Source organism: Curtobacterium sp. MCLR17_051 (assembly GCF_003234395.1).
In the GTDB taxonomy this organism is placed as follows: domain Bacteria; phylum Actinomycetota; class Actinomycetes; order Actinomycetales; family Microbacteriaceae; genus Curtobacterium; species Curtobacterium flaccumfaciens.
The window spans coordinates 301,929-327,262 of the sequence record NZ_QKTA01000001.1; the positions used below are offsets into that span (position 1 = coordinate 301,929).

The 25,334-nt window shown below is 71.8% G+C and carries 26 protein-coding genes; 9 read left to right on the forward strand and 17 right to left on the reverse strand.

Annotated features, from left to right (window positions below; translation table 11 throughout):
• Positions 1-25: 25 nt before the first annotated feature.
• From allB to DEJ06_RS01525, 3 genes are all read right to left on the reverse strand, one after another.
• Complete coding sequence (gene allB, locus DEJ06_RS01515) at positions 26-1,402, reverse strand: allantoinase AllB (protein ID WP_220036516.1); 1,377 nt, start codon at positions 1,400-1,402, stop codon at positions 26-28.
• The gene (locus DEJ06_RS01520; RefSeq protein ID WP_111029312.1) at positions 1,399-2,163 is read right to left on the reverse strand and encodes an aspartate/glutamate racemase family protein; all 765 of its coding nucleotides are present in this window, start codon (positions 2,161-2,163) and stop codon (positions 1,399-1,401) included. Before DEJ06_RS01520 ends, allB begins: the two co-directional genes overlap by 4 nt.
• A 169-nt stretch (positions 2,164-2,332) precedes the next feature.
• Positions 2,333-3,898, reverse strand: a complete 1,566-nt coding sequence (locus DEJ06_RS01525; protein ID WP_111038171.1) for an NCS1 family nucleobase:cation symporter-1 — start codon at positions 3,896-3,898, stop codon at positions 2,333-2,335.
• A gap of 261 nt (positions 3,899-4,159) precedes the next feature.
• On the opposite strand from DEJ06_RS01525, the gene DEJ06_RS01530 reads away from it, so the two are divergent.
• A complete protein-coding gene (locus DEJ06_RS01530) occupies positions 4,160-4,723 on the forward strand; it encodes a VOC family protein (RefSeq protein WP_035808811.1) in 564 nt (187 codons plus the stop codon).
• A 51-nt stretch (positions 4,724-4,774) separates the two neighbouring features.
• On the opposite strand, the gene DEJ06_RS01535 is transcribed toward DEJ06_RS01530, so the two are convergent.
• Positions 4,775-5,506: a FadR/GntR family transcriptional regulator gene (locus DEJ06_RS01535; RefSeq protein WP_111022162.1), complete on the reverse strand. Its 732-nt coding sequence runs from the start codon at positions 5,504-5,506 to the stop codon at positions 4,775-4,777.
• 86 nt (positions 5,507-5,592) lie between these two features.
• Here DEJ06_RS01535 and DEJ06_RS01540 point away from each other — a divergent pair, with 86 nt between their 5' ends.
• The 4 genes from DEJ06_RS01540 to DEJ06_RS01555 all read left to right on the forward strand — a co-directional run bounded on the left by DEJ06_RS01540 (position 5,593) and on the right by DEJ06_RS01555 (position 9,790).
• Positions 5,593-6,498 carry a proline iminopeptidase-family hydrolase gene (locus DEJ06_RS01540; RefSeq protein WP_258372514.1) on the forward strand — a complete coding sequence of 302 codons (906 nt, stop codon included), beginning with the start codon at positions 5,593-5,595 and terminating at the stop codon, positions 6,496-6,498.
• 116 nt (positions 6,499-6,614) lie between these two features.
• Positions 6,615-8,021, forward strand: a complete 1,407-nt coding sequence (locus DEJ06_RS01545) for an APC family permease (protein WP_071405068.1) — start codon at positions 6,615-6,617, stop codon at positions 8,019-8,021.
• The gene (locus DEJ06_RS01550; RefSeq protein ID WP_111038173.1) at positions 8,018-8,947 is read left to right on the forward strand and encodes an acetamidase/formamidase family protein; all 930 of its coding nucleotides are present in this window, start codon (positions 8,018-8,020) and stop codon (positions 8,945-8,947) included. Before DEJ06_RS01545 ends, DEJ06_RS01550 begins: the two co-directional genes overlap by 4 nt.
• A gap of 75 nt (positions 8,948-9,022) precedes the next feature.
• Positions 9,023-9,790 carry an SGNH/GDSL hydrolase family protein gene (locus tag DEJ06_RS01555; RefSeq protein ID WP_258371372.1) on the forward strand — a complete coding sequence of 256 codons (768 nt, stop codon included), beginning with the start codon at positions 9,023-9,025 and terminating at the stop codon, positions 9,788-9,790.
• A gap of 34 nt (positions 9,791-9,824) precedes the next feature.
• Here DEJ06_RS01555 and DEJ06_RS01560 read toward each other — a convergent pair whose 3' ends face one another.
• The 4 genes from DEJ06_RS01560 to DEJ06_RS01575 all read right to left on the reverse strand — a co-directional run bounded on the left by DEJ06_RS01560 (position 9,825) and on the right by DEJ06_RS01575 (position 12,847).
• Positions 9,825-10,316, reverse strand: a complete 492-nt coding sequence (locus DEJ06_RS01560) for a GNAT family N-acetyltransferase (RefSeq protein ID WP_111038174.1) — start codon at positions 10,314-10,316, stop codon at positions 9,825-9,827.
• A 4-nt stretch (positions 10,317-10,320) separates the two neighbouring features.
• The gene (locus DEJ06_RS01565; protein WP_071405065.1) at positions 10,321-11,724 is read right to left on the reverse strand and encodes an LLM class flavin-dependent oxidoreductase; all 1,404 of its coding nucleotides are present in this window, start codon (positions 11,722-11,724) and stop codon (positions 10,321-10,323) included.
• A gap of 137 nt (positions 11,725-11,861) precedes the next feature.
• Positions 11,862-12,230, reverse strand: a complete 369-nt coding sequence (locus DEJ06_RS01570; protein WP_111032077.1) for a VOC family protein — start codon at positions 12,228-12,230, stop codon at positions 11,862-11,864.
• A gap of 47 nt (positions 12,231-12,277) precedes the next feature.
• Entirely contained in the window at positions 12,278-12,847 is a 570-nt protein-coding gene (locus DEJ06_RS01575) for a uridine kinase (RefSeq protein ID WP_111038175.1), read from the reverse strand.
• Between the two features lie 53 nt (positions 12,848-12,900).
• Here DEJ06_RS01575 and DEJ06_RS01580 point away from each other — a divergent pair, with 53 nt between their 5' ends.
• Positions 12,901-13,356, forward strand: a complete 456-nt coding sequence (locus DEJ06_RS01580) for a GNAT family N-acetyltransferase (protein WP_111038176.1) — start codon at positions 12,901-12,903, stop codon at positions 13,354-13,356.
• Here DEJ06_RS01580 and DEJ06_RS01585 read toward each other — a convergent pair.
• Complete coding sequence (locus DEJ06_RS01585; protein WP_111038177.1) at positions 13,310-13,885, reverse strand: TetR family transcriptional regulator; 576 nt, start codon at positions 13,883-13,885, stop codon at positions 13,310-13,312. The two genes, DEJ06_RS01580 and DEJ06_RS01585, sit on opposite strands and share 47 nt — an antisense overlap.
• A 95-nt stretch (positions 13,886-13,980) precedes the next feature.
• Between DEJ06_RS01585 and DEJ06_RS01590 the strand changes: the two genes are divergently transcribed.
• Positions 13,981-15,033: a zinc-binding alcohol dehydrogenase family protein gene (locus DEJ06_RS01590; RefSeq protein WP_111038178.1), complete on the forward strand. Its 1,053-nt coding sequence runs from the start codon at positions 13,981-13,983 to the stop codon at positions 15,031-15,033.
• An 18-nt stretch (positions 15,034-15,051) separates the two neighbouring features.
• The gene (locus DEJ06_RS01595) at positions 15,052-15,861 is read left to right on the forward strand and encodes a hypothetical protein (protein ID WP_111038179.1); all 810 of its coding nucleotides are present in this window, start codon (positions 15,052-15,054) and stop codon (positions 15,859-15,861) included.
• Between the two features lie 3 nt (positions 15,862-15,864).
• On the opposite strand, the gene DEJ06_RS18525 is transcribed toward DEJ06_RS01595, so the two are convergent.
• The 7 genes from DEJ06_RS18525 to DEJ06_RS01625 form a co-directional block, all read right to left on the reverse strand.
• On the reverse strand, positions 15,865-15,999 hold the full coding sequence (locus DEJ06_RS18525) for a hypothetical protein (protein WP_258372409.1): 135 nt from the start codon (positions 15,997-15,999) through the stop codon (positions 15,865-15,867).
• Between the two features lie 196 nt (positions 16,000-16,195).
• A complete protein-coding gene (gene sufU / locus DEJ06_RS01600; RefSeq protein WP_111038180.1) occupies positions 16,196-16,645 on the reverse strand; it encodes a Fe-S cluster assembly sulfur transfer protein SufU in 450 nt (149 codons plus the stop codon).
• A complete protein-coding gene (locus DEJ06_RS01605) occupies positions 16,642-17,934 on the reverse strand; it encodes an aminotransferase class V-fold PLP-dependent enzyme (RefSeq protein WP_111038181.1) in 1,293 nt (430 codons plus the stop codon). Before DEJ06_RS01605 ends, sufU begins: the two co-directional genes overlap by 4 nt.
• A 135-nt stretch (positions 17,935-18,069) precedes the next feature.
• A complete protein-coding gene (locus DEJ06_RS01610) occupies positions 18,070-18,282 on the reverse strand; it encodes an Rv0909 family putative TA system antitoxin (protein ID WP_071247674.1) in 213 nt (70 codons plus the stop codon).
• 95 nt (positions 18,283-18,377) lie between these two features.
• Positions 18,378-19,661: a chloride channel protein gene (locus tag DEJ06_RS01615; protein ID WP_071405054.1), complete on the reverse strand. Its 1,284-nt coding sequence runs from the start codon at positions 19,659-19,661 to the stop codon at positions 18,378-18,380.
• A gap of 100 nt (positions 19,662-19,761) precedes the next feature.
• Positions 19,762-21,873 (reverse strand): alpha-galactosidase, encoded by a 2,112-nt coding sequence (locus tag DEJ06_RS01620; protein ID WP_111038182.1) that lies wholly within the window; start codon positions 21,871-21,873, stop codon positions 19,762-19,764.
• A 109-nt stretch (positions 21,874-21,982) separates the two neighbouring features.
• Positions 21,983-22,966: a magnesium and cobalt transport protein CorA gene (locus DEJ06_RS01625; RefSeq protein WP_111029980.1), complete on the reverse strand. Its 984-nt coding sequence runs from the start codon at positions 22,964-22,966 to the stop codon at positions 21,983-21,985.
• Between the two features lie 153 nt (positions 22,967-23,119).
• Here DEJ06_RS01625 and DEJ06_RS01630 point away from each other — a divergent pair, with 153 nt between their 5' ends.
• The gene (locus tag DEJ06_RS01630) at positions 23,120-23,929 is read left to right on the forward strand and encodes a tryptophan-rich sensory protein (RefSeq protein WP_111038183.1); all 810 of its coding nucleotides are present in this window, start codon (positions 23,120-23,122) and stop codon (positions 23,927-23,929) included.
• Between the two features lie 166 nt (positions 23,930-24,095).
• Here DEJ06_RS01630 and ald read toward each other — a convergent pair whose 3' ends face one another.
• A complete protein-coding gene (gene ald / locus DEJ06_RS01635; protein ID WP_111038184.1) occupies positions 24,096-25,196 on the reverse strand; it encodes an alanine dehydrogenase in 1,101 nt (366 codons plus the stop codon).
• Between the last annotated feature and the right edge of the window lie 138 nt (positions 25,197-25,334).

Below are 25,334 nucleotides of genomic sequence, written 5' to 3' on the forward strand. Positions count from 1 at the left end.
TGATCTGACGATACCGGAACGATCGTTACAGGGGTGTTTCCGCCGCGAGCACGGGCCGTCCGGCCAGCTGCCCCTCGACGCCGACCACGCCGCCGTCCGCCGTGGCGATGCGACGGCCGCGGAGCCAGGTCTCGGTGACGCTGCCGCGCACGCGGAGCCCCTCGAACGCGGACACCGGGTTGCGGTGCTCGAGCCCGGCGACGTCGACGACGGACTCGGCGGACGGGTCGAACACGGCGAAGTGCGCCAGGGCACCGGGAGCGATCACCGCGCGGTCGCGCAGTCCGACCAGGGCGGCCGGACCGGTCGTGAACAGCGGGAGCAGTGCCTCGAGCGGGATCCCGCGACGCTCGGCCTCGGTCCACACCGCCCGGAACCCGACCTGCAGGCCGGCGACCCCGCCCCAGGCGAGGCCCCAGTCGTCGGTCTTCAGGTCGGCGGTGGAGGGCGAGTGGTCCGACACGACGAGGTCGATCGTGCCGTCGAGCACGCCGGCCCACAGTGCGTCGCGGTTGGCGTCGTCGCGGATCGGCGGGCAGCACTTGTAGGCGGTCGCGCCGTCCGGGATCGCGCCCGCTTCGAACGACAGGTAGTGCGGGCAGGTCTCGACCGTGATCCGGACGCCGTCGTCCTTCGCGGCACGGAGCATCGGCAGCGCGCCCGCGTCGGACAGGTGCAGCACGTGCACCCGCGCACCGGTCGCCCGCGCGCCGTCGATGACCTGCGCGATCGCGGACCGTTCGGCGGCGACGGGCCGGGTGGCCAGGAAGTCGGCGTACCGACCACCGAGCGCCTGGTGCGGCACGAGGTGTTCCGGGTCCTCGGCGTGCACGATCAGCAGGGCGTCGATCCGGGCGACCTCGGCGATCGCGGCGCGGAGCTGCTCGGGGTCGAGGTGCGGGAACTCGTCGACACCGCTCGGCGCCGTGAAGCACTTGAACCCGAAGACGCCGGCGTCGTGCAGGGCGTCGAGCGACCCGAGACTCGCGGGGACCGCGCCGCCCCAGAACCCGACGTCGACCGCCACCCGACCCTCGGCACTCGCACGCTTGACGGCGAGCGCCTCGACCGTGGTGGTCGCGGGGATCGAGTTGAGCGGCATGTCCACGATCGTGGTGACCCCGCCCATCGCAGCGGCCCGGGTCGCGGACGCGAAGCCCTCCCACTCGGTGCGGCCGGGCTCGTTGACGTGCACGTGCGTGTCGACGAGTCCGGGGAGCAGCACCTGCGCGGCCGGCACGGTGTGGTCCTGCACGGCGTCGACGACCGCGTCGACGGGCAGGACGCCCTCGACCCGGCCGTCGTGGACGACGACCGCGGCCGAGCGGAACGTCCCGTCGACCCAGGCTCGCTGCGCACGGACGACCAGGTCTGCCGTGTCGCCCGCCGGGAGGCCCGTCACGCGCCCGCCCCGGCCGTCGCGACCGCCGCCGGGTGGCGTTCGAAGCCCGCCAGCAGCCCCGACATCGCCTTCACCGGCGGCAGGGCGTACTCGCCGCGCTTGCCCGTGGACAACCCGAGCCGGACGAGCGACTCCGCCAGGACCGTGGCCGCCGCGACGCCGTCGACGACCGGTGCCCCGATGGCCAGCGAGACCTCGGCGCAGAAGTCGGCCATGCCCGCGCAGCCGAGCACGACGGCATCGGCTCCCCCGTCGATGACCGCTCGGCACTCCTCGATCACGAGCGCCCGCGCTCCGGACTCGGGGTCGTCGAGCTCGAGCACCGGGACCTCGCACGCCCGGATCTCCGTGACGAGCGGGGCGAAGCCGTAGCGCTGGGCGAGCTCGTGGGCGCGGCCGGTCGTCCGCGCCAGGGTGGTGACGACACCGAACCGGCGGCCGAGCATCGCGGCGGCGTGGAACCCGGCCTCGGCGATCCCGATCACCGGCACCGTCGCGAGCTCCCGCGCGGCGTCGAGCCCCGGGTCCCCGAAGCAGGCGACGACGAAGGCGTCCACCCCGTCCTGCTCCCCGCGGGCGATCTGCTCGAGCAACCCGGGCACGGCCAGGGCCTCTTCGTAGTGGCTCTCGATCGAGGCCGGCCCCATCGAGGGTTCGACCGCTTCGACCAGCGTGCCGGGAGCGGCGGCGGCCTGGGCCGCGACGCCGATCGCCCGTGTCATCGACGCGGTGGTGTTGGGGTTGACGACGCGGATGCGCATCGGGGTCCTTCCGGTGGAGCGAGTGGAGCGGTGGAACCGGTGGTGCTGGGTGGTGCTGGGTGGTGACCATCGTGGCGGGGGCGGGGCGGGCCTCCCGGCCGTGGTGTGGATCTGTGGACGACCGAGCGCCGCGACCCGCCCTGTGGAGGACGGGCCGCGACGCCGGGGGTCAGGCGCGACCGACGGCCGCGCCGTCGTCGACCGAGGGGTCGTCCGCGTCGAGCACGGGCATGCTCGGCCGGACACGCTCGAGCGCCCAGAAGACGACGAGGCCCAGGCCGCACCCGATGAACCAGCTGTAGCTCGCCAGCCACGGCAGCACGCCGAGTGCCGGGGGCAGGACCGCGCTCGCCACCGAGATCGCGCCGGTGACCACGAGGGTCCAGATGGCGTTCGGGTTGAACCCGCCGCGGTACCAGTACCGGGCGGTGCGGCTCGTGGAGTACATGTCGTCGATCGCGATGCGCTGCTTGCCGACGATGTAGTAGCCCGCGATGAGGATGCCGAACAGCGGGCCGATCAGCGCACCGAGCACCCCGAGCGTGTACAGGATCGCCTGGTCGTTGCCGTACCAGTTCCACGGGGTGAGGAGCACGGAGCCGACCGCGGCGATCATGCCGCCGGCCCGCCACGAGATCTTCCGGGGTGCCACGTTCGAGAAGTCGAACGCGGGGCTGATGAAGTTCGCCACGATGTTGATGCCGACGGTCGCGGTGACGAAGGTCAGGCCGCCGAGCAGGATCGCGAAGGGTGCTCCGATGGCCTGCACGGTCTCGATCGGGTCGGTGATGAGCTTGCCGAACACCGGCACCGTCGCGCTGGCGCAGAGGACCGTCAGGACCGAGAAGAACAGGAAGTTGATCGGCAGACCCCAGAAGTTGCCGCGCTTGACCGCACGGAACGACCGGCCGTAGCGCGAGAAGTCCCCGAAGTTCAGCATCGGGCCGGAGAAGTAGCTGACCACCAGGGCGACCGCGGACAGCATCACCGGGATCGACGCCCCGAACGACAGCGGCTCGCCGGCCGACAGGGTGAACGAGATGTTGCCGATGCCCGCCTGGCTGACCAGGTAGACCGCGAGCACGATCATCACCACGTAGACCGCCGGTCCGGCCCAGTCGATGAACCGCTTGATCGCCTCCATGCCCATCCAGAACAGCGCGCCCTGTGCCACCCAGAGGATCGCGTACGAGATCCAGCCCAGGGCCGACAGCCCGAGGAACGAGTGGTCGAGCAGCCCCGCCGACGCCGGGATGAACTTGAGGAAGATGATGTTCAGCGACTGGGCGGCGAGGAAGGTCTGCACGCCGTACCAGGCCATCGCGATGAGGCCGCGGATGATGGCGGGGACGTTCGCGCCGAGCACCCCGAACACCGCGCGGTTGATCACCGGGTACGGCACGCCGGTGCGCTGCGACGGCTTCGCGACCAGGTTGGCGAAGACCTGCACGATGAGGATGCCGACCACCAGAGCGATGAGCACCTGCCAGCTCGCGATGCCGAGGGCGAAGAGCGACCCGGCGGTGACGTAGCCGCCGACCGAGTGCACGTCGGACATCCAGAAGGCGAAGAAGTTGTAGCTCGTCCAGCGCTGCTCGCGCAGCGGGGCGAGGTCCTCGTTCGTGAGCGCCGGGTCGTACCCGGGCTTGACGACACCGGCACCCGCTGGGGCGGGAGCGGCGGTCGTGGTGGGGGCGTGGGGCGCGGCGACTGGTGTCGCGATGTCGGTAGCCATGGCGTCCTCCGAGGGAGTGGGAAGCGGGGCGGTGCGTGCTTGAGCACGAAGCTACGGAGCGACTTCGCCCCCGCCGTTTCCCTCGTGTAACGGTCGTGTGTCCCGCACCCCGTCCTGGAACGACCGTTCCGGGACGGTCGCCGAGACCGGCGCCGACCGCGCCAGGAGCCGCGGTGCGGCTTGCCGCATCGATGGGCACCGACCCCGCACGGACCCCGCCCCGACCCGAGCGGCGGTGACCGCCGGTGGTACGAATCGACCATGAGCAGGGGAATCAGGATCGACCACGTGGGCGTCACGGTGCCGGACATCGACGCAGCCACGCAGTTCTTCGAGGCGGCGTTCGACGCCGTCGTCCTGTACGACATGCGGCGTCGTGACGAGACGCCGAACAGCAGTTCCGAGGCGCACGGCTACCTCGGCATCCCGAGCACCATGGCGCAGGGGGCCATGCGGATGCTCGCGCTGCCGGAGGGGCCGGGGCTCGAGCTGTTCGAGTACCTGGGGCCCGAGCAGCGGAACGCCGCACACCCGTCCGACCTGGGGTGGCAGCACCTGGCGATGTACGCCGACGACCTGGACGAGACGCTCGCCCGGGTCGAGGCGGCCGGCGGCACCCGGAACTCCGACCCGCGCGACCTGCGGGGTGACGAGGCGGGGGCCGGCAACCGGTTCGTCTACACGCGCACGCCGTGGGGGTCGACGCTCGAGCTCGTCAGCTACCCGACGCCACAGCCGTACCTGGTGTACGCGCCGCGGCCGAAGTGGGCGCCGTGGCCGATGCCGGACGACGTCTACCCGGTGCCGGCACCCGCCGTGCACTGACGACCGACCGCCGCACCGACCGACCAACACACCGACCGACAGACCGTCCTCTCAGTGGCGGGGCACCTGCCCCGTCCGCCGCACGGCCCGTTCGAGCAGTTCGACGTCGATCCCGACGTGCTGCCGGGCGATGACGCCCGCCTCGGGCGCCCGCCCCGAACACACCGCGTCCACCAGCAGTTCGTGCTCGTGGAGCGCGCGGGTCTCCATCTCCGCCATGCCCTCGGCCGTGCCCCACAGGTGCGCCGGAGCGGCGATGGAGATCTGCGCCTCCAACCCGGCGAGCGCCGTCCGCAGGGCGTCGTTCCGCGCGGCGTCGATGATCGTCCGGTGCAGCACGGCGTCGGCCTGCTGCTTCTCGAGTCCCGAGGTGGCGTCGCGGAACACCTCGAGCCGTGCACGGATCAGGGCTGCGTCGTCCGGGGTCACCCGTTCCGCGGCGGCCGTCGCGAGCGCCCCGTGCAGCAGCGCGATGGCGTCGGCGGTGTCCTGGATCGCCTCCCACCGGGCGAGCAGCACCCGCCCGACGGCGTCCGAAGAGTTGTCCGGCCACTCGGTGCGGACGAACGTGCCGCCGCCCCGGCCTCGACGGGTCTCGAGCAGCCCCCGTTCGACGAGCCGCGCGATCGCACCGCGCACGGTGACCCGGGCGACGCCGAGCAGGCCGGCCAGTTCGCGTTCCGGCGGCAGGTTCGCGCCGGGCAGGTACTCACCCACGGCGACGGCGGTCACGAGGCGGTCCTCGACCTCGTCGACGCGCGTCTCGGTCGCACGATCGGACACACGGACCCCCTTCGCGGTGTTACGACCACGTTAAGGCAGCAGAAAAGGTATTGCGTGGGACCTTTTTCCGCTCCATGCTGACCCCCATGTCCAGCATCACCGAATCCACGATGCCGTTCCGCGACGGCGAGACCTGGTACCGGGTCACCACGCCCGACACCCCGGTCGCGGGCGCGCTGCCCCTCGTCGTCCTGCACGGCGGGCCCGGCATGGCCCACGACTACCTCCGGAACCTCGCGGCCCTGGCCGACGAGACCGGCCGGACCGTCGTCCACCACGACCAGTTCGGCTGCGGCCGGAGCAGCCACCGCCCGGACGCGCCGGTCGACACCTGGCAGCCGCAGCTGTTCGTCGACGAGTACGCCGCCCTGGTCGAGCACCTCGGGCTCGGCGACCACCACGTCCTCGGGCAGTCGTGGGGCGGCATGCTCGGCGCCGAGATCGCGGTGCAGCAGCCCGCGGGGCTCCGGTCGCTGGCGATCTGCAACTCCCCCGCGTCGATGCAGCTCTGGGTCGACGGCGCCGCCGAGCTCCGCGCGCAGCTGCCCGCCGACGTGCAGGACGCCCTGACCCGGCACGAGACGGCCGGCACCGTCGACGACCCCGAGTACCTGGCGGCGACGCAGGTCTTCTACGAGCGGCACGTCTGCCGCGTAGTCCCGAGCCATCCGGACTTCGTCGACTCCGAGGAGCAGATGGAGCGCGAGCCGACGGTCTACCACACGATGAACGGCCCGAACGAGTTCCACGTCATCGGCACGATGCGCGACTGGACCATCGTCGACCGGCTCGACCGCGTCGCCGTGCCGACGCTCGTCGTCGCCGGCGAGCACGACGAGGCCACGCCCGCCACGTGGGCGCCGTTCGTCGAGCGGATCGCCGACGTCCGGCAGCACGTCTTCCCCGGCGCGAGCCACTGCTCGCACCTGGAGCAGCCGGCGGAGTTCCGCCGGGTCGTCGCGGCCTTCCTGGCCGCGCACGACGACGCCTGACCCGGCCACCTTCGGTCTGGAGGCGCGGGACGGGCCCGCCCCGCGCCTCCAGGCAAGCAGTCCCCACCCCCACCCCCACCGCCGCACCCGTCCCTCCACCCGAAACGGAACCCGACATGTCGCAGCAGCACAGCGAGCTCTCCGCACAGCAGCAGCTCGAGGCCTACGGCTACAAGCAGGAGCTCAAGCGCTCCGTCTCCACCACCGACCTGCTCATCTACGGCCTGGTCTTCATGGTCCCGATCGCCCCGTGGGCGATCTTCGGGACCGTCTACAACGCCTCCAGCGGCATGGTGCCGCTGGTGTACCTCGTCGGCCTCGTCGCGATGATCTTCACCGCCCTGGCCTACGCGCAGATGGCGAAGTCGATCCCCCTCGCCGGCAGCGTGTTCTCGTACGTCGGCCGCGGCATCCACCCCACCGCCGGGTTCTTCGCCGGCTGGGCGATCCTGCTCGACTACCTGCTCGTCCCGACGCTGCTCTACGTGTTCGCCGCGGAGAGCATGGTCGGCATCTTCCCGGGCACGCCCCGCTGGCTGTGGGCGCTCGTGTTCGTCGCGATCAACACCGTCATCAACCTGGCCGGGGTGTCCTCGCTCAAGCTCGCGAACCGCATCTTCCTGCTCATCGAGCTCGTCTTCGTCGCGATCTTCGTCGTCATCGCCATCGTCGCGCTGACCGGTGGCACGATCCCCGACGCGTCCTTCGGCACCGAGCAGATCTGGGACCCGGCCAAGGTGTCGGCGCCGCTCATCGCCTCGGCCCTGTCGATCGCGGTGCTGAGCTTCCTGGGCTTCGACGGCATCTCGACGCTGTCCGAGGAGTCCACCGGCCGTCGTGGCGGAGCCGGCACGGCGATGATCCTGGCGCTCGTCATCGTGGCGTTCCTGTTCATCCTGCAGACCTGGCTCGCATCCGCCCTGGCCGCGGGGCGGGACTCGTTCTCGGACAGCGAGGCCGGCAACGCCTTCTTCACCATCGTCGAGCAGGCTTCGTCGAGCGGGTGGGCGACCGCGTTCTTCGCCGTCAACGTGCTCGCCGTCGGCATCGCGAACGCCATGGCCGCGCAGGCCGCGACGAGCCGCCTGCTCTTCTCGATGAGCCGCGACCGTCAGCTGCCCGCGTTCCTGCACAAGCTCAACGGGCGCCAGGTGCCGCAGAACGCGATCATCGTCGTCTCGGTGCTCTCCGCGATCCTGGTGCTGTTCTTCGTCGGGCAGATCGACACGATCTCGTCGCTCGTGAACTTCGGCGCGCTGTTCGGCTTCATGCTCCTGCACGTGTCCGTCTTCGTGCACCACGTCGTCAAGGGGAAGTCGCGCAACTGGCTGCTGCACCTGGTCGTGCCGCTGGTCGGGTTCCTGATCATCGGGTACGTCCTGCTCAACGCCGCGGTCGAGGCGAAGGTCGGCGGGATCATCTGGCTGATCGTCGGCGCGGCAGTGTTCCTGTACTACCGACGCACCGGCCGTTCCACCGAGGTCGGCTCCGAAGCAGAACCGACGACGGAGGACGCACGATGACCCCGGACCACTTCCTGCCGAACACCCTCGGCCGCCCCGGGTTCTCGGCCGACCGGGAGCCCGTGCTGCGGGTCCGCCCCGGCACCGGCGAGACCATCGGGTTCGAGACCACCGACGCCGTCTACGCCGAACTCGACCAGCACCACGACATGGCGCAGCTGCAGGCGCCCATCAACCCGGTGACCGGGCCGGTGTTCGTCGAGGGGGCAGAACCCGGCGACACCCTCGTGGTGACCATCCACGCCATCGAGCTGACCACGCACGGCTGGTCGGTGTCCCTGCCCGGCTCCGGGGCCCTGCAGCACGTGATGGGCGACCGGGTCTTCGCCCGCCGCTGCCCGATCTCGGACGACATGGTGCAGGTGTCCGACCGGCACCGGTTCCCCGTCCGGCCGATGATCGGGTGCATCGGCACGGCGCCGGCCGAGGGCGAGAACTCGACGATCATGCCGGCCTACCCGGAGGGCGGCAACATGGACGTCACCGAGGCCCGCCCCGGCTCGACGGTGTCCCTGCCCGTCCGGGTCCCCGGTGCGCTGCTGTCGATCGGCGACATCCACGCGCTCATGGCCGAGGGCGAGTCGTCGTTCGTCGCCATCGAGGCCCAGGGCACCGCGATCGTCTCCGTCGACCTGGTCAAGGGCGGTCCGGTGCTCCGCGCACCACGCATCGAGACCGCCGACGACTGGCTGTTCGTCGGCCTCGGCGACCCCGTGCAGGAGAGCGTCCGGCGCGGGTACGAGGACGCCTTCGCGTTCCTCGTCGACGAGCACGGCTGGACCCCCGAGGACGCCTACGCGGTGCTCAGCGCGGTCGGTGACTCGAAGCTCGGCGGGCCGACCGGCTCCGCCGCCCCGGACCCGTTGCACCCCTTCGCCGCCGTCGGTGCGGTCACCCTGCACCGGGTGCCGAAGTCGGTGCTGTGAGGGTTCATTGATGCGGGCTCCCGGTACGAGGGTCGTGCCGGGAACCTGCACAGGCGTGTGCACGATGATGGGCGCATGCACGACACCATCCGCTACGTCGCGATCGGCGACAGCTTCTCGGAGGGCATCGGCGACGCCGGACCCGCTCCGTTCCCCGGCTGGACCGGACGACTCGCGAGCGCGATGGCGGGAGCCTCGGACGCCCACGTCTCGTACGCGAACCTCGCGGTGCGCGGCCGACTGCTCGCCGGGGTCCTCGACGGCCAGCTCGAGGCCGCCCTCGCGCTCGACCCGGCGCCGACCCTGATCACCTTCTGCGCCGGCGGCAACGACCTGCTGCGCCCGCGCTTCGAGGTGGACGCGCTGATCGGGCAGGTCGAGGCCGCCGCCGACCGCGTCGAGGCCACCGGGGCGCGCCTGGCACTCCTCAGCCCGGCCGACCCGAGCGCCCGCCTGCCCCTCGGATCCCTGATCAACCGCCGCGGTGACGCCTGGGCCGAGGCGCTCGGCACCCTCGCCCGACGCCGCGGTCTGCCGTTCGTCGACGTCTCCCGCGACCCGCACCTGCGCCGTGCGGAGTTCTGGTCGGACGACCGGCTGCACATGAACGCCACCGGGCACCAGCGGGTCGCGGACCTGGCGCTGCACGCGGTCCTGGACGGCCCCGCGCCGGTCGAGCCCGCGGACCCCGGTGCTGCCCGGACCCGTCTGGGCGAGGAACTCCGCTACTACCGCGAGTACGTCCTGCCGTGGGTGCAGCGCCGGATCACCCGCACGTCGTCCGGCGACGGGCGCTCGGCGACCTACCCGACGTGGACGCCGGTGCGCGGACGGGACGCGTAACCAGCGTCAGCCCGCGGAGCCAACGTCGGCCCGCTCAGCCCGCGACGTACACGCGGGTGGTGACCCCGCTCAGCGCGTGCGCGAACTCGTCGCCCGTCGCCACGAAGCCGCCCGCCTCGTACAGCCGCACCGCCCGGTCGTTGTCGCCGAGCACGTGCAGGACCACGCGGGGGTGTCCGGCGGCCCGGGCGTCGTGCACCGCCTCGGACAGCAGCGACCGTCCGACCCCGCGGGCCTGCACCCCGGGGCGCACCGCGAGCAACGACAGGTAGGCGGCGTCCGCCGGGTCCGTCGACCGACCGGTGCCCGGTGCCGTCACGAGCACGAAGCCGTCGACCGAACCGTCCGGGCCGGGGGCCACCAGCCAGGCGACGTGCTCCGCCGCGAACTTCTGCCGCGCGCGCTCCCGCACCGCCGGGTCCTCGGCGGCACCGTCACGGGCAGCCACGGCAGCGGCCCACAGGTCGATGCAGGTGTCGGTCTCGTCCGGGGTCGCAGGACGCACGACCACGGACGACTCGATCACCCGATCAGCCTACGACCGCCCGGCTCCCGATCCTGAACGACGCCCCACGGTGCTCGTCGGGCAGCCGGTCCCCGCGGCCGTGCAGCTTCTGGCGGAGCGACCCCGGCTCGTACTCCTCCGGGTAGGCCCCACGGGCACGGAGCTCCGGGATCACGAACTCGATGACGTCCTCCCACGTGCCCGGGGTCACCGCGTAGGCCAGGTTGAAGCCGTCGACGTCGGTCAGCTCCTGGATCTCCTGCAGCCGGTCGGCGATCGTCGCTCCCCCGCCGACCGCCACCGGGCCGAGCCCGCCGATCGCCGTCTGCCGTGCCAGGTCACGGATCGTCCACTTCGACCCGTCCTCCCCCGTCGCTGCCGCGATGTTCGCCGCCGCCGACTGGATCGCGTTCGACTCGACGTCACCGAGGGGCTGGTCCGGGTCCCACTGCGACAGGTCGACGCCCATCCAGCCGGAGTTGAGCACCAGCGCACCGAGCTCCGACGCGTACGACAGGTAGTCCTCGTACTTCGCCTGGGCCAGCTCGTCGGTGGCGTCCGTGATCACGGTGAGCAGCGTGTAGACGCGGGCGGCGTACCGGTCGCGACCAGCTGCCTCCAGGGCGTCCCGGACCTTCGCGACGGTCGACGCGAGCTGCTCGACGGTCGGTGCGCCCACGAAGACCGCTTCCGCGTTCTCCGCGGCGAAGCGGATGCCGCGCGGCGACGCACCCGCCTGGTAGATGACGGGCGTGCGCTGCACGGACGGCTCCGACAGGTGGATGCCCGGCACGTCGAAGTGCGTGCCGTGGTGCTCGATCGGGTGCACCTTCGCCGGGTCCGTGAAGACCCCGGCTTCGCGGTCGGCGACGACGGCGTCGTCCTCCCACGAGCCCTCCCACAGCTTGTAGAGCACCTCGAGGTACTCGTCCGCCACGTCGTACCGGTCGTCGTGCGACAGCTGGTCGGTCTGGCCCATGTTCCGCGCGGCGCTCGGCAGGTACCCGGTGACGACGTTCCAGCCGACCCGGCCCTTGGTCAGGTGGTCGAGCGTCGACATGCGTCGGGCGAACGGGTACGGGTGCTCGTACGCGGTGCCGGCCGTGATGCCGAAGCCCAGGTGCTCGGTCACCGACGCCATCGCCGACACGAGCAGGATCGGGTCGTTCACGGGCACCTGCGACCCGGTGCGGAGCGCGGCCTCGTTCGACCCGCCGTACACGTCGTAGGTGCCCAGGACGTCGGCGATGAAGATGCCGTCGAACGCCCCGCGCTCGAGCGTCTTCGCCAGGTCCGTCCAGTAGGTCAGGTCGCGGTAGTCCCGCGATCGGTCGCGGGGGTGCCGCCACAGTCCGGAGGACTGGTGCGCGACGCAGTTCATGTCGAACGCGTTGAAGCGGATCTGCCGGTGCTCGCTGCTGGTGGTCACGGGTCGAGACGCTACGTCGGACACCTGCGACCGTCACGGATCGTGACGAAGCGTGACGGTCGGCTCCGGCACCGGCCTGGAGGCCCGCCCCGCGACCGTCACGTCGCCCGCGCCGGGCGCGTGGCCGGCTCCAGGGCTCAGGCGCGGTCGTGGAGCGTGACGTGGTAGCCGTCGGGGTCGGCGAACGTGAACGTCCGACCGAAGGGACCGTCGATCGGCGCCGAGACGATGCGGTGGCCGTCGGCGACCAGCGCGTCGTGGATCGCCTGCACGTCCGTTGCGTGCAGCCAGACCGCGGCGCCGACGCCGGGCTGCGCCACCGCGTCGAGGTCCGTGCCGGGCACCAGGTCGCGCAGGGCGAAGGCGATCGGCGTGGTCTCGAACACGACGGCGTGCGGCGGACCGGCCTGCGAGCGGACGAGGCCGAGGTAGCGCTCGTAGAACGCCTGCGAGGCATCGAGGTCGCGGGTCTGCAGGGAGATGAAGTCGGGGCCGGTGACGGGCAGACCGAGGCGCGCCGGATCCTGCGGAGCATGGTGACGTCGCTGCGGCGTCAGGGCGCGTAGCGCACCGAAGCGGCGTCCTTCGGTGCGTACCGATCCTCGAAGTCACGCTCGTTGGGGCCCCACACATCTCGCCAGAGCGCATCGTGCCTGCGCCCGAGCGCACGATCACGAGCCGTGCCCCGACGCACCGCCGTGTCGAGGTCGACGTCACACCAGATGCTGACGTCGAGGTGCGGGAGCGCCTCGGGGTGGAAGAGTCCGATCAGGTCGACGACCAGGACGTCCGTCCGCGGCAGCGGCTCGGCCGGGCCGAGGGCTCGCACCGACCAGTCGAACCGCTGGAACGTGCTCGCCCGACCGGCTCGGTGCGGTTCGAGCACCGACGACACCAGACGGGGACGATCGACGCCGTCCCAGTCGGCCGACCGCTGATGGGACCGAACGGGGTCGAGGAAGTCGTCGCCGCGGATGCGGACCGCGCCGGGGAGCCCCTCGACGAGGGTGCGCGTCAGCGTCGACTTGCCGGATCCGCAGTAGCCGGAGACACCGACGACGATCGGTGCACGGGCCGAGGCGCGGCGGGACGCGACAAGGTCGATGACGCCGTCGCGGTCCATCGGGCAAGCGTACGAGGTCGATGACGGTGCACCGGAGTTCGTAGGCTAAGCGGATGGACGTCGCACTGCGGGACAGCACCACCGAGGACCTCGAGTGGCTCGTCGAGCTCCGGGCCGTGGTGCTGCGCGAAGATCTGTCACGCCTCGGGGTGTTCGACGAGACGCGCGTCCGACAGCGCCTCCGCGACGCGTTCCAGCCGCAGCTGACCCGCATCGTCGTGGTCGACGGTCGCGACGTCGGGTCGATCACCGTGCGGGTCGAGGACGACGTCCGCTGGGTCGAACACTTCTACCTCGCGCCCGACGCCCAGGGGCGTGGAGTCGGGTCGACCGTGCTGCGCGCCGTCCTCGACGAGCCCCACGACGGCCCGACGCGGCTCAACGTGCTGGTGGGCAGCCCGGCTCGCCGACTCTACGAACGACACGGCTTCGTGCTCGACACCGAGGACGGCGTCGACGTGTTCATGACGCTGCGGGTCGCCGATCGAGCACCCCACGGAGTGCACTGAGCTGCTCGTCGACCACGTCGGCCATCCGGCGATCGGACGGTCCGGTGAGCCAGGCCTCGAGGGCCAGGTGGAACAGCATCACGGTCGTCTCGGCGATGACCGCTGCCTCGGACGGATCGAGCCCGCGGTGGGCGAAGGCCTCGCGCACCGCGTCCGTCAGGTCGGCACGCTTCCGGGCGTCACGCTCCCGGAGCGAGGACTCGGACAGCACCAGCCGCCGCACCGAGCCGACCTCGGCGTGCCGCCCCTCGAACCGCTCGTCGGCGACGGTGCGGAGGCCGTGCACGACGATGTCGAGCGGGTCGATCCCGGCCGGTGCACCCTGGATGGCAGCGCGGGCGAGGTCGGGGATCTCGTCACCGGCGAAGATCACCTCGCGCTTGTCGGCGAAGTACCGGAAGAAGGTGCGGGTCGTCAGGCCGGCTCGCGCGGTGATCTGCGGCACGGTCGTCGCCTGGTAGCCCTGCTCAGCGAAGAGCTCGAACGCCGCTCGCTCGAGTCGCCCTCGGGCATCCGGAGACCAACGCATGTGTCCACAGTAGTGGTGATAACACGTCGTGTCATGGTTGACTGGCCGATGACACGTCGTGTCATGACTCACTTCGAGCAAGAGATCGGGACACCATGTCGCCATCCGGCAACGCAGCACTCTGGACCACGTCGACCGGGCGGTTCGCCGTCGGGCCCGCCACGGTCCCCCAGCCCGGGCCCGGCGAACTCGTCGTCCGCGCCGAGGCGGTCGCCGTCAACCCGGTCGACGCCGTCGGCGGGCTCTTCCGGCACCTGGTGTTCCCGAAGCTGCGGTTCCCCGCGGTCCTCGGGTCGGACGTCGCCGGCACGGTCGTCGCGATCGGCCCGGACGTCGAGCGCTTCCGCGTGGGCGACCGGGTCGTCGGGCACGCCGCGGGGCAGGAACAGCACCGGAACAGTGCTGCCGAGGGGGCCTTCCAGCACCTGGTCCTGCTGCTCGACCGTGTGACGACCCCGGTTCCGGATGCCCTGCCCGCCGCGCAGGCGGCGGTCCTGCCACTCGCCGTCTCGACCGCCGCGGCAGGGCTCTTCGAGCCGGACCAGCTCGCGCTGTCGCTCCCGACGGCCGATGCGGTTGATCGCGACGGGGTCGTCCTGGTGTGGGGTGCGTCCACGAGCGTCGGCGCCAACGCCGTCCAGCTCGCCCGAGCCGCCGGCTACGCCGTGATCGGCACCGCATCGCCGAAGAACCACGGGTTCGTGCAGGACCTCGGGGCCGAGGCCGTGTTCGACTACCGCGACGACGGTGCCGCACGCCGCATCCTCGAGGCACTCGCCGACCGGGAGCTCGCCGGCACCCTCGCCTTCGGTCAGGGCTCGCTGACCCGCACGCTCCCGATCGTCCGGGCAGCCACCGGCTCCGGTCGGCTCGCATCCGCGTACCCGACACCGGTGACGACGATCCGGGCGCGGCTCGAGCGCCGACACGGGGTCCACGTCACCGCGATCTGGGGCGGCCGCCCGACGGAGTCCGAGGTCGGCCCCGCGATCTACCGCGACTTCCTGCCCGAGGCGCTCCGCACCGGTCGGTACCGTGCCACCCCGACCGCGTCCGTCGTCGGATCGGGACTCGCCGCGATCCCGGACGCCCTCGCCGAGCTCCGCGCCGGTGTCTCCGCCCGGAAGCTCGTCGTCACGCTCCCCTGAGCCGGTAGCGTCAGCGACGTGACCGATGCCCACGAGCAAGACGAGACGTTCGAGATCATGATGTCGGGCGGTGGCACACCACGGGGACACCTGCAGGACCCCAGCGCCGTCACGCTGCACCTGGACCCACGGCTCCTCGGCGACACCGCCAGGGGCAAGGAGATGTTCGCCCGGGCCATCGAGCAGCAGCACACCGCACTCTCCGACTACGCCACCGCCATCGCGGCCGCCGACGGTGACGTGACCGCTCCGGCGGTGCAGGACGCCGCGACCGCACTGCACCAGGCGCTCCAGTTCCTGCCGATCGCCCACACCGTGTACACGGGCGTCGGCTTCCCCACCGCCCGCGTCGGGGACGACCCCCGCCCGACCTCGCTGCGACCGGAACGCGGCGAGCGCGGCCTCGGCGTCCACCCGGACATGCTCACGGCGATCCACGGGGACACCTCGCAGCGCTGGGAGCTCGCGTGCGAAGAGGACCTCCCCCTCGCCGTCGAGATCACCCTGGCGACCGATCCGGACGAGAACGTGCGGTCCGCCTTCCTCATGATGACGAGGTCACGAGCCGTCGTCCTGCTCATGGAACAGCGAGAGACCGACCCGGGCGTCCTCGACCAGCTCGCCCAGCAGAGCTACGCGAGCCCCGAACGGAAGTTCCCCGTGCCGCTCGCCGACCTCGTTCCCCGAGAGCTGGACGGCCTCTACGAGCTCCTCGGTCTCGACGACGACGCCGTCGCGCTCGCGAAGTCCCGCTGGGCACGGGCGCAGGAACGCGGCGAGCGCATCACCGTCGGCGACGCGCTCCGCGAGATCGGCGCCATCGCCTGATCGTTACCCCGCAGTGAGCAACTTCGCGTACCAGCGGTCGGAGTACGGATCGTCGTTGAACGGCGCCACCCGGACGAAGCCGAGCCGCTCGTAGAGCGCACAGGCCTCGGCGAGCTCAGCGCGGGTGTCCAGCCGCAACGACGTGATCCCGCGTCCCTGGCAGACGCCCTGCGCCGGGTCGCTTGGTCTCGAAGATCATCGCGCCCCTTGAACAGGCATACCGTTCAAGCCTTCCGGGGCCTGGTCGGCGACCAGCTGCGGACGGGAGGCGCGGGGCGGGCCCGCAACGGGCCTCCCGGTCGGTCGGTGGTCGCGATCGCGAGCCGCAGCCGGCTCAGCGGGAAGCGGTCGCCTCGCGCGCGGCTGCTTCCGCCGCGACCCAGGCGAGCATGCCGCACTTGACGCGCATGACGAACTTCGAGACGCCGTGGAAGGCGATGAGGTCCTCGAGGACGTCCTCGTCGGGCTCACCGACACCGCGCGAGCGCATCATGGTGCGGAACTCCTCGGTCAGTGCGAGGAACTCGGGCACGGTGCGGCCGACGGCCATGTCGGTGAGGACCGATGCTGAGGCCATCGAGATCGAGCAGCCGTCGCCCTGCCAGGCGAGCCCGGCGATGCGGTCGGTGCCGGGTTCGAGCCGCAGGCTGACCGTGATCTCGTCGCCGCACGTGGGGTTCCGCTCGAAGTGCGATGCATCCGCGTCGGGCATCGCACCGTCGCCGTGACGCGCCTTCGCGTGGTCGAGGATGACCTGCTGGTACAGGCTGTCGAGGGCGTTCACGCGGTGGCTCCGAAGTAGTCGCGGATCTCGGCGACGGCTGCGAGGAACCGGTCGACGTCGTGCTCGGTCGTGTAGACGTAGGTGCTCGCGCGGCTGGTGGCGACCAGACCGAGGCGGCGGTGCAGCGGCTGCGCGCAGTGGTGGCCGGAGCGCACGGCGATGCCCTGCGCGTCGAGGTACTGCGAGACGTCGTGGGCGTGCACGCCGTCGACGTCGAAGGACACCAGGCCGGAGCGCGGGACACCGGCGGGCGGACCGACCAGGCGGATGCCGGGCACGGCGGCGAGACCGTCGAGCATCCGGCGGGCGAGGTACTCCTCGTGGGCGCGGACGCGTTCCATGCCGATGCCCTGCAGGTAGCGGACGGCCTCGGCGAGGGCGACCGCCTGGGACACGGGCTGCGTGCCGGCCTCGAACCGCTCGGGCGCCGGCATGAACTCGGAGCCCTCCATCGTCACGGTGGTGATCATCGAGCCGCCGGTGCGGAACGGCGGCAGGGCATCGAGCAACTCCGCACGGCCCCAGAGCACGCCGATGCCGTTCGGGCCGAGCATCTTGTGCCCGGAGAACGCGGCGAAGTCGACCCCGAGCTGCTGCACGTCGAGGGGACGGTGCGGTGCAGATTGGCAGGCGTCGAGCACCACGAGGGCACCGCGGGCGTGGGCGAGCCCGACGACCTGTTCGACGGGGGCGATCATCCCGGTGACGTTCGAGACGTGCGAGAAGGCGACGACCTTCGTGCGGTCGGTGATCAGCGCCGCGGCGTCGTCGGCGGTCCAGGTGCCGTCGTCGGCGACCGGGATCCATCGGAGGGTCGCTCCGGTCAGTGCGGCGAGCTCCTGCCACGGGACGAGGTTGGCGTGGTGTTCGGCCTCGGTGACGAGGATCTCGTCACCGGTGCCCAGGCGGAAGCGCTCCGCGTCGGCACCGCCGCGGCCACGGCTGGCGTTGGCCATGCCGTAGGCGACGAGGTTGAGGGCGTCGGTGGCGTTCGCGGTCCACACGACCTCGGTCGGGGCAGCGGCGCCGATGAAGCCGGCGACGGTGGCACGGGCGTCCTCGTAGGCGTCGGTGCTGAGCGCCGCGAGCGTGTGCGCGCCGCGGTGGACGGCGGCGTTGTCGTGTTCGAGGAACCGGCGCTCGGCGTCGAGGACCTGGCGCGGGCGTTCAGCCGTCGCCCCGGAGTCCAGGTACGCCAACGGCTGCCCGTTCACGTCCTGCGCGAGGATCGGGAAGTCCCGCTTGATCGCCTCGACCTCGGTCTCGGTGAGCGGCTGGTTCGGCGCCACGACTGTCACGTCTCGTCCTCCTGGTGCTGCTGTCCGGAGCAACCCGTCCATGGTGTCCGTTGTTCCCGACCACGTCCAGTCGGCACGGCGACGGCCCAGGACCACGCCGGGTCCTGGGCCGTCGCACGTCGTTCGCTACTCGTTGCCGATCTTCTTGTCCGCTGCGTCGCGGGCACCGTCGATCTTGTCGTCGTACTTGCCGCCCGTGGCCTTCTTGACCGCGTCGGCAACGCCGCCGAGCACCTTGTCGCTGACGCCCTCGGCCTTCTCGCTCTGCAGGGCGTCCTGGACCTTGCCGTCCTTCAGGAACTCCTGGGCCTTCTTCGTGATGTCGTCGAACCCCGCCATCGGCTGCTCCTCGTCTCGGTGCGGAGCCCGTCGCTCCGTCCTGGCGCCGACAGTAGGCCCCGGGGCCGTCGTCCGTACCGGAACGCTCGGGGTCTTCACACCATCTGGGCGCTGCGACGGCGCGCGAGCACGTACCCGACGGCGACCGCGCCGGACACCGCGAGCAACGAGGGCACGAGGATGTCGGTGCCCTGCTGGGTGAACTCGACGACGAGCACGAGGGCGGTGAACGGCGCCCGCATGGTGGTGGCGAGGAAGGCCGCCGCCCCGACGAAGGCGAAGGCCGCCAGGCTCGGACCGTCGGCCGGCCACAACAGCAGCCACGCACCGCCCAGGCCACCGCCGATCGCCGAACCGATCGCGATCGAGGGGGTCAGCGTGCCACCGACCGCACCCGCTCCGATGGTGGCCGAGGTGGTCACGGTCCGCAGGACACCGAGCAACAGCAGCAGGACGATCGGCGAGAGGCCGGCGAACGAGGCGTCGTCGAGCGTGGTGTTCATCGCGACGAGGCCGAGCGCCCGCCCGTTGCCGAGGATCTCCGGGAACGGGATCGCGATGAGCCCCACCATCGCGAAGACCACCGGCAGCACGACGAGCAGGTGCCAGCCCTTCGGCGCGATGCCCTGCAGCCGGTTGGTCAGCTTGACGAACCCGACCCCGGCGAGTCCCAGCACGGGTCCCACGACGATCGCCCAGACGAGCAGCGACGGCGACAGGTGCATCGCGGGCACGTGGTAGAGCACCTCGTCCGGGATCACGAGCCGGGCGGTGATGGCGGCGACCGCACTCGTGGCGAAGGCGGGCAGGGCGGTCGCGAAGCTGATCTCCCCGAGCAGGACCTCGACCGCGAACAGCGCACCACCGAGGGGTACGTCGTACACGGCGGCGAGGCCGGCCGCAGCACCGCAGGCGACGAGGATCTTCGTCTCGCGCGCGGTCAGTCCCGCACGACGGGTGACGAGCTGGGCGAGCCAGGCCCCCACCTCGCGCGGCGCCACCTCTTTGCCGATGGACGCGCCGAGCCCCACGGCCAGGATCTGGATGCCGGCGTTCGCGAGCGTCGCCAGGGCCGGCATCCGCTTGCCGTCGACTGCCGCGGTGACCGAGACGATCGAGCGCCCCCACCGACGGAGCGCCCACCAGGCGAACCCGGTCAGGACGCCGGCCGCGGTGAGCGCGAGGAACCGGTTCAGGCCCGACGATGCGTCGGCGGCCTCGAGGTGCCCGCCGAACCCGTACCCGAAGGCGACGAACTGGATGAGCTGGAGCGCGAGCCAGACCGCGATGCCTGCGATGCCGCCGGAGACGCCCACCAGGGCGGTGACGACGGCGAGCTTGAGGGCCCAGACCGGGGTCGCGTGTCCGGAGTGCGGCATGACCGGAAGCCTAACGGGCTGGACGCACCCGATGACGGACCGCAACGGGCCCGCCGGACGCGGGACGGGCCTCCAGGCCGGGAGCCCCGACCACCCGCCGTCAGACGGCCGTCAACCGGAACGGCACCACGCAGTCGGCCGGCATGAGCGGCGGCTGCAGGCCGACGGTGCCGAGCACCCGGCCGCTGAACACCCGCGGGCCGGACCACCAGTCCGGTCGCACCAGGTCGTGGCCGTCGCCGATGACCACCGGGTCGACGCGGTACGACGTGTCGGGGTCGAGGTCGCGGAAGGTGACCCGGCCGGTGCCGGAGACCTCGGAGCGGCCGATGCTGGCGAGGAAGAAGACGGCCCGTTGCCGGTCCGGCGCGACCGTGCCGTACACGAGCCGTGCGTCGTCGACCTCGTCCGAACGCACCAGGTCACCGCCGTGCAGGAGCGGGCGGAGCTCGCGGTACAGCGCGATCCACTCGGTCAGTGCAGCGGACTCGTCGGCGGTCGCGCCGGCCAGGTCCCACTCGATTCCGAGGTGGCCGACCAGGGCGGTGCCGGCACGGAAGGCGAGGTCGTGGACGCGACCGGTCGTGTGGTTCCGGCCGCTCGCGATGTGCGACCCGAGCAGCTCCGGCGGCAGGAGCTGCTGCGTCCACCGGTGCATCTGCTGGCGCTCGAGCGGGTCGATGTCGTCGGACACCCACACTCGCGCGGTGTGCTCGATGACGCCGAGGTCGACCCGACCGCCACCCGACGAGCACGACTCGATCTCCAGCGACGGGAAGCGCTCGCCGAGCGTCGCCATCAACCGGTACGCGGCGAGGGTCTGCTCGTGGACCGCTGCGCCACCGCCCGGGAACCCCGCCTCGACGAGGTCGCGGTTGTGGTCCCACTTCACGGCGTCGACCGCGTACTCGCCGATGATCGCGGTCATCCGCTCGAGGACGTGGTCGAAGGCCTCGGGGATCGCCAGGTTGAGCACCTGCTGGTCGCGGGAACGCGCGGGCAGCCGACCGTCGGCCTGCAGGATCCACTCCGGGTGGGCGCGGGCGAGGTCGCTGTCCTCGTTCACCATCTCGGGTTCGAACCACAGGCCGAACTCCATGCCGAGCGCACGGACCCGGTCGACCAGGGGGCTGAGTCCGTCCGGCCAGACGTCCTCGTCGACGTACCAGTCACCGAGGCCGGCGTGGTCGTCGCGGCGGCCACGGAACCAGCCGTCGTCGAGCACGTAGCGTTCGACACCGAGGGCCGCAGCACGCTCGGCGAGGTCGACGAGGCGGGCCAGGTCGTGGTCGAAGTACACGGCCTCCCACACGTTGATCGTCATCGGGCGGGGCGTCGTCGGGTGCTGCGGGCGGCTGCGGAGCCAGCGGTGGAACCGTCGGGCCTGGTCGTCGAGGCCGTCCCCGTGGGCGAAGTACACCCACGGCCCCTCGTACGTGCCACCGGTGTCGAGCCGGACCTCGCCGGGCAGCAGGAGTTCGCCGCCGCCGATGACCTGGCGGCCGGTGGCGAGCCGTTCGGCGTGGTGCCGGTGGTTGCCGCTCCAGGCGGTGTGGACGCCCCAGATCCGGCCGTGGGCGAAGCCGAAGCCCGGCTCCCCCACCGTCAGCACGGTCGCTGCGTCGGTGCCGGTACGACCCTTCCGTCCCTCGCGCTGGTGGGTTCCCACGACGAGTTCGCGGCGCTGCGGGGTGCGCTCCTTGCCCCAGCGGCCGGCGAAGTCCAGGATCTCGCGGGCCCCGGACGGGATCGGCATCGCGAGCGTCAGGTCGTCAACGGTGTACACGCCGTCGGCGGTGTTCGTCACGCTCGCGCGGGCCCGCACCAGCCCGGAGCCGAGCATCTCGATGGTCACCCGGACGGTGAGTCCGGCGGTGGTGTCCTCGGCATCGGCGGTGACCGCGGTGTCGGTGACCGCGAGCGACGTCACCGTGAACGCCTGCGACCAGTCGGCGCCGTCACGGTGCCCGGCGAGCCCCGGACGACCGCTCCAGCCCCGGTGTGGCTCGGGCAGCACCGACAGGCGGACCGGGTCGTCCATCTCGTTCGGGGACACCGGGGTGACGTCGGCGTCGGCGAGGGCCGTCAGCGCGTCGGTGTCGAGCGGTCCGAGTGCCGCTCCCCAGTGCACGACGGCGGGGAGCGCGTCGTCGCGGCAGTCCAGGACGAGCGAGACGCCACCGGCGGTCAGGTGGACGAGTTCGTGCGGCATGCGGGGCTCCAGTCGGCGTCGTTGCACGTCAGAGCTTTCCGGTCCGGAGCCGTCCGCTGCAAATCCGGCTGCGGCGCGGCTCCGGTTGCGGCTCAGGTTGCGGCGCGGCTCAGAACCAGCGCTTGACCTTGAACACCACGTACAGGATCGCGGCGAACAGGACCATCGCGACGATCGACAGCGGGTACCCCCACGTCCACCCGAGTTCGGGCATGTGCGTGAAGTTCATCCCGTAGATCGCGGCGATGAGGGTCGGTGCGAACAGGATCGCCGCCCAGCCGGAGATCTTCTTCGTGTCGTCGTTCTGCTTCTGCGCCGCCAGGGTCGAGTCGACGGTCAGGGCGTTCTGCAGCAGCTGCCGGAACGTGTCGAGGCGTTCCACCACCCGGATCGCGTGGTCGAGGACGTCACGGAACCGCCGCTGCATCTCGATCGGCAGGTGGTACTTCTCGGCGCCGCGGTGCAGGTTCTCGATCATGTAGACCAGGGGACGCGCCGCACGCTGGAAGTCGACGACCTCGCCGAACAGCTCGTACACGCGCCGGGACACCCCGGCCTCGCCCGAGAACAGCTGGTCCTCGATCTGGTTGATGTCCTCCTCGAGGCCGTCGATCACCGGCACGTAGCCGTCGACGATGGAGTCCATCAGCGCCCAGAGCTGCGCCTGCGGGCCGACGGTCACCAGTCCCGGCTTGCCGCTCAACCGCTGCAGCGCCTTGGGAACGGTCTGCTTGCCGCGGGGGTCGGCCTTCACGACGGCGAGGAAGAAGGTCTCACCGACGAAGGCGTGCACCTCGCCGAACGCCACCTCTTCCTGCTGGTCGTTGTACAGCGCCGGCTTGAGCACCACGAACAGCGTCGAGCCGTAGCGCTCGAGCTTCGGTCGCTGGTGCCCCTCGGCGGAGTCCTCGACGGCGAGTTCGTGCAGGCCGAGGGCGACCGCGACGTCGCCGAGTTCCTCGGCGTCGGGCTGGTGCAGGACGATGCACGCGCTGGCGCCCTGCTCGTCGAGCATCCGGAAGGTGTCGTCGAGGGACGGACTCGCGATCGGTGCGATCCGGTCGATGTAGACGGTGTTCAGTTCGACGCTCACGCGCCCACCGTACGCAGGGTGGCCGGTCTCCGGCCTGGAGGCCCGTGGCGGTCCCGCCACACGCCCCGCGTCCTGCCTGAACGTGCGCTGCACGACCGCCGCCACCGGCCGCCTACGGTGCAGGTCATCAGCATGCTGACGAAAGGGACTGTCATGAAGAGGATCTGGAAGCGCATCGCGGTGGCCGTGAGCGCGGTCGTCGCCGTCATCGGCGCGTACGTCGGGTCGGGCGCTGCCGGCGGCACGCCCATCCAGGACGCCGCCGGTGGCGCCTTGTCGGCGTCCTCGACCGCGATCGCACCGGACGGCCCGGCCTTCTCGATCTGGAGTGTCGTCTACGCTGGGCTCATCGGCTACGCGGTGCTGCAGCTCTTCCGCACCGCGAACGACGAGCGGCACGAGCGTCTGGTGGTGCCGGCGGTGCTCTCCCTGCTGCTCAACGCCGCGTGGATCCTGTCGGTGCAGTTCGGGTTCCTGTGGGCGAGCGAGCCGATCATCGTCGCACTGCTCGTCGTGCTGATCTGGACGTTCACGATCTTGCGCCGCACACCGTCCCGCGGGGTCGTCGAGGCGATCCTGACCGACGGCACGTTCGGGCTGTACCTGGGGTGGGTCTGCGTCGCGACGGCCGCGAACACCGCTGCGGTGCTGACGGCGGCGGGCTTCCGGGGCTTCGGACTCGGGCAGGACCCGTGGGGCGTGGTCGTCGCCGCGGTGGCCGGGCTCGTCGGGGTCCTCATCGCGCTGTGGGGCCGGGGACGCCTGGCGCCGATGGCCTCGGTCGCGTGGGGTCTGGCGTGGGTCGCCGTGGCCCGGTTCGAGGGACCGCTCGTCTCCGCGCCGACGGCGGTCGCGGCCGTGGTGGCTGCTGCGGCCGTGGTCGTCGTGACCGTGGTGCTGCGGGCTCGCGCCTGCTGGGGCGGCGGGCGTGCCGGTCGGGCGGCGGCCCCGGTCGCGGCCTGACGCGCGGCTACCTGCGCGTCAGGCCCGCGAAAGCGACAGCTCCCGCGGCCTCGCACCCGTCCGGGCCGCGAAAGCGACAGTTCCCCGCCGATGTTCGGCGGGGAACTGTCGCTTTCGCGAAGTGGGCGGCCGGACAGCCCGACGCCCCCGGCCTCAGCGCGAAGAATCAGCGCGCGGGCGCCACCAGGCCGTGGGCGGCGGCGACCGCGGCGTTCGTGACCCGGCCGGCGTGCACGTTCAGGCCGGCGGCGAGTGCGGGGTCGGCCTCGAGTGCGGCCTCCCAGCCACGGTCGGCGATCGCGACGGCGTACGGCAGCGTGGCGTTCGTCAGCGAGATCGTGCTCGTGCGCGGGACGGCGCCGGGCATGTTCGCCACGCAGTAGTACACGGTGTCGTGCACGGCGAACGTGGGGTCGTCGTGGGTGGTCGGGTGGGAGCCCTCGAAGCAGCCGCCCTGGTCGATCGCGATGTCGACCAGCACCGAGCCCGGCCGCATGTCGGCGACCATCGCGTCGGTGACGAGCTTCGGTGCGGACGCCCCGGGGATGAGCACGGAGCCGATCACCAGGTCGGCGTCGCGCAGGGCCTCGGCGATGGCGTGCGCCGACGAGCGCAGGGTCGTGACGCGGCCGTCGAACCGGGCGTCCAGGGCCCGGAGCCGCGGCAGGCTGATGTCGAACACGGTGACGTCGGCGCCCATGCCGAGCGCCATCGTCGCGGCGTGCTCCCCCGCGACGCCGCCGCCGATGACGACCACGCGGCCCTTCGGCGTGCCGGGTACCCCGCCGAGCAGCAGCCCGCGCCCACCGTTCGTGCGCATCAGGTGGAACGCGCCGACCTGGGCGGACAGTCGCCCGGCGACCTCGGACATCGGCGACAGCAGGGGCAGCGAGCGGTCCGGCAGCTGCACGGTCTCGTAGGCGATCGCCGTCGCGCCCGAATCGATGAGCGCGTCGGTCAGCGGTCGGTCGGCGGCGAGGTGCAGGTAGGTGAAGAGCACCTGGCCCGGCCGGATCATCGGGTACTCCGACGCGACCGGCTCCTTCACCTTGAGGATCAGCTCGGCGCGCTCCCACACCTCGGCCGCGGTGTCGACGATCGTGGCCCCGGCGGTGCGGTACTCGTCGTCGGAGAAGGCCGAACCGGCCCCGGCACCGGCCTGCACCAGCACCTGGTGGCCGTGCGACCCGAGCTCGGCGACACCGGCGGGCGTGGCCGCGACGCGGTACTCGTTGTTCTTGATCTCGGTGGGGACGCCGATGCGCATGCTGACTCCTTCGTGGGCGGTGCGTTCGTCCCGTCCATTGAGCACCGGATTCGCCCACAGCAGCGCTCAGCCGAACATCCGGACAGCCGCAGCGCGATCCGTGTCATCAGATTCGGCGGAGCGGTCCGCAGCAGCAGT

Bases quoted from the DNA above. Each gene is read 5' to 3' on its own strand.
- DEJ06_RS01520 (WP_111029312.1), bottom strand. From the start codon at position 2,163: ATGCGCATCCGCGTCGTCAACCCCAACACCACCGCGTCGATGACACGG.
- DEJ06_RS01525 (WP_111038171.1), bottom strand. From the start codon at position 3,898: ATGGCTACCGACATCGCGACACCAGTCGCCGCGCCCCACGCCCCCACC.
- DEJ06_RS01530 (WP_035808811.1), top strand. From the start codon at position 4,160: ATGAGCAGGGGAATCAGGATCGACCACGTGGGCGTCACGGTGCCGGAC.
- DEJ06_RS01540 (WP_258372514.1), top strand. From the start codon at position 5,593: ATGTCCAGCATCACCGAATCCACGATGCCGTTCCGCGACGGCGAGACC.
- DEJ06_RS01545 (WP_071405068.1), top strand. From the start codon at position 6,615: ATGTCGCAGCAGCACAGCGAGCTCTCCGCACAGCAGCAGCTCGAGGCC.
- DEJ06_RS01550 (WP_111038173.1), top strand. From the start codon at position 8,018: ATGACCCCGGACCACTTCCTGCCGAACACCCTCGGCCGCCCCGGGTTC.
- DEJ06_RS01555 (WP_258371372.1), top strand. From the start codon at position 9,023: ATGCACGACACCATCCGCTACGTCGCGATCGGCGACAGCTTCTCGGAG.
- DEJ06_RS01575 (WP_111038175.1), bottom strand. From the start codon at position 12,847: ATGGACCGCGACGGCGTCATCGACCTTGTCGCGTCCCGCCGCGCCTCG.
- DEJ06_RS01580 (WP_111038176.1), top strand. From the start codon at position 12,901: ATGGACGTCGCACTGCGGGACAGCACCACCGAGGACCTCGAGTGGCTC.
- DEJ06_RS01585 (WP_111038177.1), bottom strand. From the start codon at position 13,885: ATGCGTTGGTCTCCGGATGCCCGAGGGCGACTCGAGCGAGCGGCGTTC.
- DEJ06_RS01590 (WP_111038178.1), top strand. From the start codon at position 13,981: ATGTCGCCATCCGGCAACGCAGCACTCTGGACCACGTCGACCGGGCGG.
- DEJ06_RS01610 (WP_071247674.1), bottom strand. From the start codon at position 18,282: ATGGCGGGGTTCGACGACATCACGAAGAAGGCCCAGGAGTTCCTGAAG.
- DEJ06_RS01615 (WP_071405054.1), bottom strand. From the start codon at position 19,661: ATGCCGCACTCCGGACACGCGACCCCGGTCTGGGCCCTCAAGCTCGCC.
- DEJ06_RS01620 (WP_111038182.1), bottom strand. From the start codon at position 21,873: ATGCCGCACGAACTCGTCCACCTGACCGCCGGTGGCGTCTCGCTCGTC.
- DEJ06_RS01630 (WP_111038183.1), top strand. From the start codon at position 23,120: ATGAAGAGGATCTGGAAGCGCATCGCGGTGGCCGTGAGCGCGGTCGTC.
- ald (WP_111038184.1), bottom strand. From the start codon at position 25,196: ATGCGCATCGGCGTCCCCACCGAGATCAAGAACAACGAGTACCGCGTC.